This window comes from Fructobacillus sp. CRL 2054 (assembly GCF_028764065.1).
Classification (GTDB): Bacteria; Bacillota; Bacilli; order Lactobacillales; family Lactobacillaceae; genus Fructobacillus.
Genome location: NZ_JACOFN010000002.1, coordinates 50,804 through 64,193, shown reverse-complemented (window position 1 = coordinate 64,193; position 13,390 = coordinate 50,804). Strand labels below are relative to the sequence as shown.

The 13,390-nt window shown below is 44.8% G+C and carries 9 protein-coding genes; 1 reads left to right on the top strand and 8 read right to left on the bottom strand.

Annotated elements, in window-relative coordinates; genetic code table 11:
- Positions 1-49 precede the first annotated feature (49 nt).
- The 8 genes from H7198_RS01205 to recX form a co-directional block, all read right to left on the bottom strand.
- On the bottom strand, positions 50-859 hold the full coding sequence (locus tag H7198_RS01205) for an NAD kinase (RefSeq protein ID WP_274457984.1): 810 nt from the start codon (positions 857-859) through the stop codon (positions 50-52).
- Positions 860-966: 107 nt separating this feature from the next.
- On the bottom strand, positions 967-1,539 hold the full coding sequence (locus tag H7198_RS01200; RefSeq protein WP_274457983.1) for a GTP pyrophosphokinase: 573 nt from the start codon (positions 1,537-1,539) through the stop codon (positions 967-969).
- 152 nt (positions 1,540-1,691) lie between these two features.
- Complete coding sequence (locus H7198_RS01195) at positions 1,692-2,651, bottom strand: ROK family glucokinase (protein WP_274457982.1); 960 nt, start codon at positions 2,649-2,651, stop codon at positions 1,692-1,694.
- Between the two features lie 144 nt (positions 2,652-2,795).
- On the bottom strand, positions 2,796-3,050 hold the full coding sequence (locus H7198_RS01190) for a YqgQ family protein (protein ID WP_274457981.1): 255 nt from the start codon (positions 3,048-3,050) through the stop codon (positions 2,796-2,798).
- Positions 3,051-3,144: 94 nt separating this feature from the next.
- Positions 3,145-6,954 carry a helicase-exonuclease AddAB subunit AddA gene (addA, locus tag H7198_RS01185; protein ID WP_274457980.1) on the bottom strand — a complete coding sequence of 1,270 codons (3,810 nt, stop codon included), beginning with the start codon at positions 6,952-6,954 and terminating at the stop codon, positions 3,145-3,147.
- The gene (locus tag H7198_RS01180; protein WP_274457979.1) at positions 6,947-10,552 is read right to left on the bottom strand and encodes a PD-(D/E)XK nuclease family protein; all 3,606 of its coding nucleotides are present in this window, start codon (positions 10,550-10,552) and stop codon (positions 6,947-6,949) included. The genes addA and H7198_RS01180 overlap by 8 nt, the downstream gene beginning before the upstream one ends.
- 103 nt (positions 10,553-10,655) lie before the next feature.
- A complete protein-coding gene (gene ntdP, locus H7198_RS01175) occupies positions 10,656-11,225 on the bottom strand; it encodes a nucleoside tri-diphosphate phosphatase (protein WP_091501228.1) in 570 nt (189 codons plus the stop codon).
- A gap of 70 nt (positions 11,226-11,295) precedes the next feature.
- Positions 11,296-12,099: a recombination regulator RecX gene (recX, locus tag H7198_RS01170; RefSeq protein WP_274457978.1), complete on the bottom strand. Its 804-nt coding sequence runs from the start codon at positions 12,097-12,099 to the stop codon at positions 11,296-11,298.
- A 311-nt stretch (positions 12,100-12,410) separates the two neighbouring features.
- Between recX and H7198_RS01165 the strand changes: the two genes are divergently transcribed.
- Positions 12,411-13,370, top strand: coding sequence for a Dyp-type peroxidase (locus H7198_RS01165; RefSeq protein ID WP_274457977.1), 960 nt, complete (start codon positions 12,411-12,413; stop codon positions 13,368-13,370).
- The last annotated feature ends 20 nt before the right edge of the window (positions 13,371-13,390 follow it).

Below are 13,390 nucleotides of genomic sequence, written 5' to 3'. Positions count from 1 at the left end.
TCCCGGCTCTTCCTTTCAATAGTTCAAATAATAAAACGATTTAGCAGGATTAATTCTCTAAATCCTTCACCTCATCGGCGATAAAGGCCTGTTGCACGCGGCACCAGAAATCAAGGTGTCGGTATGAAGCGAAGTGAATCATTTCATCCGCCACTTCAAAGCGAACAGAAACAACGTCTTCTGCCAAAATCTCTAATTGGTCACAAGTAATCAAAAATGATTGGTGCTTAGGCTTTACCGTAATAGTCTGGCCCTTTGGCACAATCAATGGTGAACCAAGTGTTCGAAAGACCCGGTTATTGATTGAGGCAATTTCAGACATCTGAATGGCCTGCAAGGATGGGTGCAAGACTGCCCCACCGTTCGCCTTGTTATAAGCTGTCGAACCAGTTGGCGTCGCAATGGCAACCCCGTCTCCTCGAAATCCTTCAAAGAGGTGGTTACCCAAATAGATATCGGATACCAATGTCCCGATTGGCTGCTTAATCGTGGCTTCGTTTAATGCCAGATACTCCTGTGTCGACCCATCCGACTGAGTCGTCGTTAACTTCAAGAGTGGGTAAGAAACACGCTGTCCTGAATCATTCTTCAAGGAAGCCACGAGTTCCTTCACTTCGTTCCCCAGCCAGTCCGTGTAGAAACCAAGGTGGCCTGTGTGCAAGCCCACAAAGCGTAGGTCAGGGTCATAACCGATATATTCGTGAAAGGCGCCTAAAAGGGTCCCGTCTCCACCAACCGTAATAACTAGGTCAGGATGGTCATCGTCGCGGGTGATCCCCTGCTCCTTCAATTCTTTATTCAATTCTTTCACAATTCGTAATGACCGTTCTTGGTCATTGTGATAGAGTGCGACTTTCATAAAGCTTCTTTCTTGTTTCTTAGTTCGACTCTAGGCAGGTGCATCTTCAATGCCGATGACAGGAATCGAACCCATCTTCAATTTATGCGCTGAGGGGGAGTCGAACCCTACTCCATGTCCTTAATCTCAGACAACTCTTGTTCCAATGAAAAAGTCTCTTCCGAAATTTCAGCCAACTGCTTGGCCATTTCCGGCTTAATCTCACCGTGCTTATAGTTCAAATCGTGTTCGATGGTTGCCCAGAAGTGCATGGCCATTGTTCGAATTTGAATTTCAGCTAGAACCTTCGTTTCCCCTGAATACAAAGAAACTGGGTATTCAATCACAATGTGGTAAGAACGGTAACCGGAAGGCTTGGCGTTCATCACATAGTCACGTTCTTCCAAGATAGTAAAGTCGGTGCGCTTCCGAAGTAACTCGACGACTTTATAAATATCATCGATGTACTTGGTCATGATTCGCAACCCGGCGATGTCTTGGAGATCCAAGGCCAAACGATCTTCGTGCAAATGACGACGGACAATCTTTTCTTCAATGGAGGCCTGGGACTTCACACGTCCCGTTACCGACTCAACCGGACGGGTTCCTGTTTTCACCTGACCGGTCGTCAAATAACCAAGCTTTACTTTCAGCTCGGCTACGGCCTGTTCATAAGGTTCAAAAAACTTCTCCCACTCCACGGTTGGGCCTCCTTTTCTCAACATGGCAAAATATCGCCACAATACTTTTCCATTTTACCATATTTTAGCTTCTACTAAAGCGCACAAAAAAGAGCTATCCGTACGGATAACTCTTTTTTAATCGAGTCAAAAACGACTCATTAAACTTATTATTACTTACGTGCCAATGAGGCAGCACCGATAACACCGGCGTCGTTACCCAATTCAGCCAACTTAACAACTGTTGAAGTACGAACAGTTGGGAAGGCGAATACTGACCAGTTCTTCTCAACACGTTCGCGCAAGAATTCACCGGCAGCAGCAACCCCACCACCGATAACGATGGCTGATGGGTTCAAGATGTTTGAGATAGTTGCTGATGCGTAACCCAAGTAGTAGGCAACCTTATCAACAGCTTCGTTGGCAAGGTAGTCACCTTCCTTAGCCAAATCAAAGATAATCTTTGAAGTAACTTCGTCACCGTCGTCAATCATCTTCTTCAAGCGTGATTCACCAACGTATTGTTCTGCGAAGTCCTGTGCCAAGTGAACAACACCAGTTGCTGAAGCATATTGTTCCAAACAACCGTGGTTTCCACAAGTACACAAGTAACCGTTAGGTTCAACGATGATGTGGCCAACTTCACCACCGGCACCGGCAACACCGTGAATCAATTGGTGGTTAGCAACCAATCCACCACCGACACCAGTCCCAAGTGTGATAAATGAAACGTCAGCATCGTTGTTTCCGGCACCCTTCCAGGCTTCACCCAAGGCAGCAACGTTAGCATCGTTATCAATGTACAATGGGAAACCAGTTCCAGCTTGGATTGGTTCCTTCACTGCGTTTTCCTTAGCCCAACCAAGGTTGTAGGCACCCTTAACTGTTCCGTTTTCACGGTCAACAGTTCCAGGAGTTCCCATACCAATACCAATCACGCGTGAGCGATCCAATTGGTAAATGTCCAAGTGGTGGTTAATTGATTCGATGATGTCAGGCACGATGTGCTTTCCGTCACCCAAAATGTTTGTTTGAATTGACCACTTTTGTTGGATTTCCCCTTGGTCAGTCAAAATTGCAAACTTGATGGTTGTTCCACCAAGGTCAACACCGATTAATTTATCTTTAGTCATGATGATCGATTGGCCCCCGATGGCCAAGGCAAATCGGGGGTCCGCCTCCTATTTCCTTAATTACAAATATATTTTAACAAAGGTTAGGAAAGTTTTGCAAGCGTTTACAAAAACTTTCTTTTCAGGCTTATGCCCATTCTAAGTTCAAGCTTTTGATGTGGATTGTGAAGACTTTTGGCCGTTGTAATGACCAAGTTCACCGGAGCGTTCCGCCTCTTCCTTGTGTTCTTTGGCCAAAATCACCTTCATCGTTTGATAATCCGATGCGGATAAGACCTTCGCTTTATACAAGTTATCCACTTCTAAAGCAGCTACTTCAATATCCCAAAGCCGATGACCCACGTGAATATAAATTTCGTACTTCTTCAGGTACTGCAAAATATCATAAAAGTTTTTCACGAAAATCTCCTTAATCTTATGGAAGCGCTCACTATTGCGTTAAACTTGTTTGCCATTATAGGCGGATAAAGTCAAAAGCGCAACAACGTTCATTCTAATCTAAATCCAAAGTAATCCCCGCCGATAAGAGAATCAATCGGCCAGGAAGTACTTCATAATCGGGGAATTCATCCTGCAAGGCCTGACGGTACAAGTTCAACTGACCCGTATAGTTCTTCTTCATTCGTTGAAGAGCCATTCGCTGACGCTCTCCCGCACGTTTTGGAACAAAGTCGGTCTTATAGTCAAAGATTGTTACCGTCTTCTTCGCTTCATCAACGAAGTAACCATCAATAATTCCGTGAATCAAAATTGGTTCTTCATCGTCAACATTCTGATAAACACGCTTTGCCGGAATAATCATGGCAAATGGTGCTTCCCGCTTCAGAGTGTCGTTATGACGAGCAATTGTATCAGCAAAGTCCGAACGCAAGAAATCGATAATCTGCCCCAAATTAATGAGCGGTGCCACTTCCTTGGCAATCTTACCCGTCGCTACCAAACGGTCAACCATATCCTGCAAGTCGGATTCATCAATCCAAGCTTCAAAGTTCAACAATTGCATGATTAAGTGGGTAGCAGTTCCAACAGCCGTTGGTGATGGCTTGACTTTGCCATCCGTCATGAAGGCAGGCATTGGTAACTCCTGCTTAGTTAGCATATTAGCCGCTTGCTGCTCGGACTTGTCCTCCAAAGCATCCGTTTCAACCGACTGTTCGTCCGGTTTCTCAACTGCCTGGCCATTTTCATCCAAATACAAATCTTCTAAATATGGACGGTCTGGGTCCTCAAAGAGCTGCTTAATTTCTGAAACTGACTGGTAGGCAGCGGTCTTCGTTGCTGCCTCATAAAGATAGCGATAAGAAAGCTTATCCTTCAAAAGTTGGGCATCAAAGTCAGCAGATTTTACTCTAGCTTCGTTCTCGGCCTCATCCTTTTCGACCTTTGGTAACTGTCCCTTCAAATCATCCTGCTTTGGAATATCTTCTTCGGCAATAACCTGGGCCTCAATCGACCAAGAACCATTCTTTTCCTCTGAAAGCCACTGGTGTAATGGCTTCTCGTCGCCCATGAAATACCGCTGCAGGCTTGGGATTTCCAAACGAGCAAAGGACTGCAGAGTCCAATCCAAGTAGGACTTGGCCTTCAAACGCTGACTTTCAGGCAAGAACTGCTCCGTTGATTCAACGGCATTTTTATACAACTTTGCTTCAGCCGTCTCCTTATGCTCAATCGGATCAACACGACCAATCAAATACAGCTGCTGCTTAGCACGGGTCAAAGCAACGTAGTAGAGCCGCATCTCTTCTGACCAGCTCTGACGCTTCAAGGACTGCTTAACCGCGTACTTCCCTAAGTTAGGCACCTTGACTTTGGCATTTGGTTCCAAATAATCCAAACCAATTCCCGCATCCTTCTGAAGAACGAAGGCAGAGTTCATATCCATGGCATTAAAGCGCTTATCTAACTCTGGCAAGATTACGATTGGGAACTCCAATCCCTTTGACTTGTGAATGGTCATCAACGAAAGCGCTGAGTTCGATGTTTCCTGAGCAACCTCGCCCACGTTACCACCCGAATCCTGCACCTCTTCGATATAGGCGATAAAGGCAAAGAGACCTGACTGTCCGTTTTCTTGGAAAGTCGTTGCCCGCTGATACAAGGCGTGCAAGTTGGCCTGACGCTGAGCGCCACCAGCCAAACCAGCCACGTAATCTAACCAACCGGTGTCCTGATAAATTGCCCAAATCAAACCAACGAGGTCATTTTGGCTTGCGTAAACACGCCAAGCAGCCAAATCATCCAAGACTTTTTGGCTCTTTTCGTTCTCTTTAGCATCCGCCTTCAAGGCCATGTAGAAATCATGGGCCTTATCGGCTAAACGCACCTTTGCCAAATCGTTTTCATCGTAACCATAGATAGGCGAACGCAGAACAGCCGCCAGTGGAATGTCCTGGTGTGGGTTATCCAAGATACGCAAAATATCTAAGACAATGTAAACTTCCATCGCCTTGTAGTAGTCACCAACGGATTCAGACTGAATTGGAATGCCAGCCTGGTGGGCCAAACGAAGCAAGTCTGGGTAAGAGGTTTTCGAACGGGTCAAAATGGCAATATCCGAATACTGAACCGGACGCATCCCCACGTTCTTGTCATAAACCTGACCATGGGCCTGAATCTCTTGGACCTTCTTCAACAGGTATGTCAAAGTCTTCTCACGGGTTTCACGATCATCATCGTCACCATCCCCGTCATCGCCATCATCACTTTGGCTCTTCTTTCCCTGCTTAATAGCCAACAAATCCAAGTTAAATACGGGCGTTACATCATCAGGAAAGGCCGCTTTAGCAATCAGCTTGGCTGACCCTTCGTAGGCCACATCGCCCAACTCCTGGTCCATAATCTGCGTGAAAATCAGGTTAATCACCTTCGTCACGTTATTTTCAGAACGGAAATTCTCGGCTAATTCGATTCGCTCGTCATCATTCTCATCCTTTGCAAAGGCGTTGTACTTATTGGCAAAGAGCTGTGGCGCTGCTTGACGGAAACCGTAGATGGACTGCTTAATGTCGCCCACCATGTACATGTTGTGGCCGTTCGACATATCCTTCAAAAAGGCCTCTTGCAAACGGTTCACATCCTGGTACTCATCGACCATCACTTCAGCAAACTGCCCCTGGACTAATTGACGAATTTCATCATTCTTCAAAATTTGTCGAGCAAGCACAACCAAGTCCGAGAAGTACAAGATATTGGCTTCCGCCTTGGCCTTTTTTAGTGCAGCCAAATACTCCTTAGTCACCATTACCAAATCAGAAACGATTCGCTGACTACGAGCGTTAACAGTCTGCCACTGTTCTTCGGTGAGACGGAAGAAGGAGTCAATAACCGTATTAATTGGCGCTTTCTTACCTGAGAAGTAGCGGTCTTTGTATGATAAAGCCATCTCCAGTGTTTCAGCCTTATCTTCATCGTTATCTTTACTTCGTGTTGGAAAACCAATTGAGAAATTCTGCGAAATAGTTGCCCGTAGATTGTCATAATCTACATTGTTATCAATAGCAGACAATAAATTCTTTAAATAATCCTGCCGCTCAAACAAAGCACTGGCGGCTTTTGCCAAGTCCTCATCCTCTTCACCCTCAACCGCCGACAAAGCAGCTGGCAAATCATTCAAGGCTTCTTCTACTAATGGACGCACCTCACCCACCAAATAATTTTGGTAGGCCTTTTGGTCCTTCATTGCCAATCCAGCATCGTAATTCTCAGTCAAAGAGTCCAGCCAGTTATCTTCCTCCGGCCGGGCAATATCAAAGTTCGCTAACTTTAAAATAATGTCCTTCAAATTTTGACTATGGGAAACCGAAGCAAAATTTTCCAACACCTGAAGAAAAGCCTGGTGCTTTGGATGCTCTTCATCAAACATCTCATCGAAGAGTCCATCCAGAACCCGGTTCTTAAACAGCGCTTCCTCAGCCGAATCGGCCACCAAGCGGAAAGCTGGATCTAAGTCAATTTGATAATAGTAAGACTCAATCAACTTCAGAGCAAAACCATCAATAGTCGTAACTGCCGCCGTTGGCAAAAGGGCTAACTGTTCCTGTAAATAAACGCGTGTATCTTGGTCTTCTTCTGTCTGCAGACGCTTTGTCAACGCTGCTTCCAAACGGTCCTTCATTTCTCCAGCTGCCGCACGGGTAAAGGTCACAATCAAGAACTTATCGACCGGTGTACCCGCCATGATTTTACGAATCAAACGTTCAATCAAAACGGTTGTTTTTCCTGAACCAGCAGAAGCTGAAACTAGAATATTATGACCAGATTGTTCAATGGCTGCTTTCTGACTATCTGTAAACTCAGGCATGACCGTTCTCCTTTTCTGCATCTTCTGCTTCGTAATCGGCCGTTAAAGCTTTCATAACAGGTCCCTTTTGACCGCTGTAACGGAAGTTCTGATACTTATCGTTCAGAGCTGCATCAAAACGCATTACATCTAGGTATTTCGAATAAGTAAGAGCATTCTTTGCAGGGCTCAAATCAAACTGGCCGTTCTCAATCTTCTCTGCTGCATCCAAAATCAACTCACGGTTACGGCGCATCAAAAGGTCAAGATTATCAGTAGTAATAAAGTCAGAAGATTTTGTATCATAACCAGCTTTTGATTTATTTTTCTTCATCGCATAAGCAGAAGAAGCTTCTCCCCTATCAACATTATCAAGAGAATCTGCGTAATCTTCGTCATCTAGATATAGACCACGTAGCTTATTTCCTGGCGCCTTCAAATCCCCCGAGAACAGTTCGTCAAAATTGCCCTTAAAGTCTTTATATGCTGTCTGCTGATCATTAATTGGAGCAAAGAAGGCACCACCGACCTGGCCATTCGTAGCCAAACCTAACTTTTGATTATTTTCATTAACAGCCTGCCAGTACGCCAACAACTGCAACTCCAAACCATTGGCAGCATCCGCATACTTAAAGGTCTTACCCGACAACTTATAGTCAATAATTGTTCCAAAGTCGCCCACAGCATCTTGGCGGTCAAAGCGGTCGACCTTTCCGCGAAGCTTTACAGAATGCTGGCCGTCCTTCAGTTCAATGGTTGGTAAACCGCCACCTTTCAAACCGAATCCCTCTTCAACCGCAGTAGGTTGTGAGGCAGCAGACAATCGAGAAACATCGCGTAGGTTTTGCAGTACCTTATTGGCCTGCTTGTTCATCGCCTTAGCGAGTGCAATCCCCTGACCCTCTTCAGTCAATTCACTATATGCAGGGTCTGTCAGCAACAACTGCAAGGCGGCATTTACATCCTTACTAATTTCTTCATTCGTTGCATCAGCCAGTCGTTCCTGTTGGCTAATTACCTGATTGACAGTCTTTTCAAAAATCGCGTGGTAAACTGTTCCCTCAGTACGGTTATCAATTTCAGCCGTGGGCTTTTCATTCAAATGCAAGCCATATTTTAAGAAATACTCATATGGATTACGATAGAAAGACTCAACCTGTGAAATTGACAAGACGAGTGGACCACCAAAGAGTTCTTTTGCCAATTCAGGTTTAAGATTTTCCGGCGTATTATCGTAATCATGACTCGCCAATACCCGTTTTGCTTTATCCGCATAACCTGCTTCATCCAAACTCCTTAACAAGCGCTGAATAGTAGGTTTATCATTTTCATCAGTCGGCAACTTCACCAACTGACTCAACGTAGCCGATGCCGTACCAGCGTAGTTTTCAACCAAATCTACCAAGCCGTCCGCCTGGGCTGTGACTTTATCAAAGTCATCTTCATTCAAACCAAAAGCATGTGCCAAGCGCATCAAATATGGTGACGGTTCGTTCACATTGCCATCCTGGTCAAGCAACGGATAAGACATGGTGACCGAATCCGCCGCCGTTTGCAAGGCATTATAAAAGAGCAGGGATTCACTGGCCATTTGCTGTTGAGCGCTTTCCTGCAAGTAGCGTGGATCTGCTTGGTCTGCCAGTGCTGGTTGCACCATCAGACGATCCTGGTCCGAAAGCAAGGACTTATTGTTCGCCTGTGCTGGCAAAGCCGAACGGGTGGCCCCGATAAAGTACAACTTCTTGTACTTTTGACTCTGAACAATTCCCGCTTCGGAAATCGTTAACTGGTCCAACTGGTTCGGAATTCCAGAGAAGGTTCCACCTGAGAAACCGGCCTGTAAGGCTGATAGAAAAGTTGAACGGGCAAAGTCTTCATCCCCCGCTACGGCAACTAACTGTTCCAAAATCTTGGTGAAGAGTTGCCAAACCTCCTGCAGCTGTTGTGCCTTCATTAACTCTCCAGCATCTGTCAAATCGTCTCGCTGTTCCAAAACAGCTTCTGGCAACTTCTCTTCTTGCAAGAAAGTCATTAATGCTCGCGCACTCTCTTCAATCGTTTTGACTTCAGCAAAAGCATCCGTCAAAGCATCCAAAAGATGATGAACAAAACGCTTCAATGTATTTATTAAATTATTAACCGCTTGGTCCTCACTAAAGGCAGCGGTTTCTTCATTCCCCTCCACCTTAAAAAGAGCAAATTCAGCGGAGTCATCTTGCCAAGTACGGCGAGCAACCCGGTGCCCATCCAAATAGTTTTCCAAATAGGAAACCGCCTCGAAGTACGTATCCGAATCCATCAACTCACCGTCTACAACCGGACGCAAGTAGCCGGTCTTCAAAATCGTTAAGATCTTATCTTTCTGGTACAAAACTGAAGGATTCGCTAACAATGTCGTGGTCAACTCAACCAAGGGATGGTTACCCATCTTAACATCGTTATCCAAGAAGTAAGACAAATCAAAGGAATCCATCACGGCAGGCAAGTGCTTAGCATATGGATTCAAATCACGGGCCAAAACTAAAATATCGCGCAGATGCAAGTTAGCATCCCCACGCAAATCTTCTCGAATACGGCGTGCGACTTCTTCAAGTTCTGTCACAACGTTAGCACCCACAAAAACATTTAAATTGGTTACTTGTTTTTGTTTCTCATCTGCGGAAAAGTCCCGGTATGCACCGATTTTTTCCCAAGCACGCAAAAGGTTGGTCCGAGTATTCACCTGTACCTGATTCGTTGATTCGTTTAAGACTTTCACAGTAAAATCAACATCAGCCGTTGTGGCCAGCGCTCGAATCGTACGAGCCGTTTCCAAAGGCTTATCAAAAACAGATCCCGCCTGTTCATACTTCAGCGGATCAGCTGCATCAACGTTTCCCAGCAGTGCAAAGTTGACATCTGTATGTTGAACTAACAACTGCACTAAGGACCATTCCGCCGCCGTAAATCCAGTAAAACCGTCAAAGTAAAAGATGGAATCGGTCAGATTTGGATTCTTCATCTGCTCAACAAAGTAAGGCAATGTCTCTTGCGCTAACAAGTAATCATTCCCCATCTTCTTATTAAAGGCATCTGCCACAACCGCTAAATCGCGCAGCTTCTGCTGCAATGCTGACGCATTCAAAGCCTTCTGTTGATCATTTGATGTATCAATTTCAGACACAATGTTCAACAATTCTTCCGGAGTGACTCGTGATGCACGCAATTCAGCCAACTGCGCCACCAGCTTTTCAATAAAGCCACGCTTGGCAGCCATGCGAGCAAAGATTGGTAAACGCCCCTTCTCTTCATGCAAGATGTCAGAGACCATGACAAATAACCCGGCTTCACCCAAAACAGGTGGTTGCACCATCCCCTCATCTTCCAACAAACGCCAAGCCAAACGACTCAACGAATAGACTTGGACCTGTGATTGGGCATAGGAATGCTGTCCATCCCGCTGACCACCTGCTGAAGCCAGACGGGAGAGCACATCCACTTCACTGTCAAACTTCACGTGGTTTGGCACGATATAAAAGATACGACGCCGTTCACCCTGTCGAATCTTTTCCTTTATTTCTGAAACAAAATGGGCACGGCTGTCCACTTCACCTGTTGCTATATTAACTGTAACGGTCATGTCTACCCCTTACTTTTTTGCTTTCATGAATCAGTATCATCATAAAAATTCTACGACTTTATTGTACAAAAAAAGCAGGAAAATTATTCCTGCTTTTTTACAGTCAACGACGATCATTCAACCGCTGTTGCATCAAATATTGGTAACGGGAATACCAAACGTCCACGTACCCTTGCGAAAAAGGTCCTTTTTCTTGGTCAATCCAGTCGACCAAAATTTTAACATGGGCCTTCAAGATTTGGTCTACCTCTTTTGGATAGTGCCATTTCTTACTGTGGGCTGCATATTCATCAGCGTCCAACAGGTGCTTCTCCCCGTCAGGGAAAACTTTAACGTCCAAGTCATAATCGATGTACTTGAGCGCCTCTTTATCTAAGGTATAAGGAGAAGCCAGGTTGCAGTAGTAGGAAACCCCGTTATCGCGAATCATCGCGATAATATTAAACCAGTACTTTTTATGAAAGTACACAATGGCCGGCTCGCGGGTTACCCAGCGGCGGCCGTTATCTTCTGTCACCAAAGTATGGTCGTTTAATCCAATGATGGCATTCTCACTGGTTTTTAACACCATGGTGTCACGCCATGTTCGATGCAACGAGCCGTCATGCTTATAACTCTTGATCGTGATGACATCCCCTTCGCGTGGACCGCGACTTGGCTTATCAACAATCATGCTCGTCCCACTTTTCTGACAAAAAATTCCTTTTAGATTATATCATATATTCCGTCAAAAAAGATTAAAATCAGATTTCTTCACCAAAATCCAGCTCCGCCAACGCCCAGTCAATCACCTCACTTGGGAAACCTTTCGTATAGAGCTTAGCCTTAACTTTGTAATAGCGTTCTTTGGCCGTCCCTGTTCGTTGCCGACGGGCTGCCTTCTCCGCCTCCTTCAAGGCGTTTGCCTTCTCGTCCTCTTCGTCGGAGGCAATGTCGATTTGGTTAATCGCTGCAGTCGCAATGTCGAAAGAGAAACCCTTTTGAGCCAAGGACTGGGCAGTCTTTTGCTGGCGGATTCGGGTTGAATCCCGCTTATGTGTTCGGGCAATTTTTTCCGCCATCTTGGTTGCCACTTCCAACTGCGCTTCTTCCGGATACTCTAGAAGTGCATCCTCAATCAAATCATCCTTGACCCCTGCCCTTTTCAAATCCATGGCAATCGCCCTAGGACCCTTAGGAGAAAAGAACTGTTTTGTATTCACATAAGCCTTAGCATAAGTGGCATCATTTAACAGCAGTTGCCCCTGCAGGTAGTCAATGACCTGGTCAATAATCTCTTCTTTGATGTCCTTACTTTTTAACCGATCACGAACTTGCTTTTCAGTATGCAAAGCAGGTCCCAGGTAGTTCAGAGCAATTTGCAAGCCCTGATCAACCAGGTTGGCTTCTTTAATGCGTTCAATCTCTTCTTTGCTGAGTTCACGCCCCTTCATCAGGCCAAACTTAGCCAAAATATTTTCAGAGATACCAAATGCGAAGCGTCCGTCTAATTCAAGATTGTATCTTCCCGCTCGTTTTTGAGTGGAGATTTTCGTGATTTTTGCCATGTCCTTATTTTATAGAGGAAAGTCCAAAAAAGAAAGTTGCCCAGATAAGATGACTTTTTCAAGAACAATTGCAAACATCTGTTTTAATTCTAAAGTATTCTCCTAAATACTAAAAAAGAAATTTCGTAATTTTTTTGAATTATTTCGTATTAACATTAGCTAAATAAGCAAAAAGCTTTCTTTTTATCCCTTGATTTTCTAATCTTTCATTCTACTTTAGACTAGGCTAAAATGACTCTAATTTACTATGTTATCTATACAAAAAATAAGCTATAATATTTTTTATCAAAGAGAAGTGAGGATTTTACATTATGCCAATCAACCCAGCGATGGCCCAAGATGTCTGGAAGGATATCGGGCAAAGCGTACAATTTACTGTATTGAAGTTCAAGGACTTGCCTGCTGAAGACTTAAAGGAAATGTTCGAAGACTTTGCCGACCGCTCACAAGCGATCATCCGCTCATTGCGTATTCGCGACGGTCAAAACGATGAAACCCCTTCACAATTGAAGGTTGCCATCGGTATTTCAAACCACGCTTGGGACATCATGTTCCCAAACACAACGAAGCCTAAGGAATTGGTTACTTATGAAACCCTTGAAGGTCCTAAGTACCAAATGCCAGCCACCGAAGGTGACTTGTTCTTCCACATTCGTTCAAACAACCAAGCCGTTGTTGTCGAATGCCAGACTCAATTCATGAAGTTCTTAAAGGACTACACTGAAGTTTTGGACTCAACTCAAGGATTCCGTTACTTCGAAGGCCGTGCTATCATCGGCTTTATCGATGGAACAGAAGCACCTGCTGAAGCAGATGCCGCACCTTACGCAATCATCGGCGAAGAAGACCCTGATTACATCAACGGTTCTTATGCCTTTGCTCAAAAGTGGCGTCACGACATGGACTTCTGGAACAAGATGAAGACTGAACACCAAGAAAAGGCTGTTGGACGTGAAAAGTTCACCGACTTGGAATTGGATGACGAAGACAAGTACAAGAACGCCCACAACGTTGCTTCTCAATACGATGAAAACGGTGAAGAACAAAAGATTATCCGTATGAACGTTCCTTATTCAGACCCTGCAACGGGTATTACTGGAACTTACTTCATGGGTTACTCACGCTACTGGCACGTAACCAAGGGTATGTTGATTAACATGTTGGATCAATCCGACTTCTTGTTGACCTTCTCAGACATCTTAACTGGTCAACTCTTCTTCATCCCATCACGCGATACACTTGCACAAATCGCAGATGGCGAATTTAACTAATAAACTTTAAAAGTCCTGGA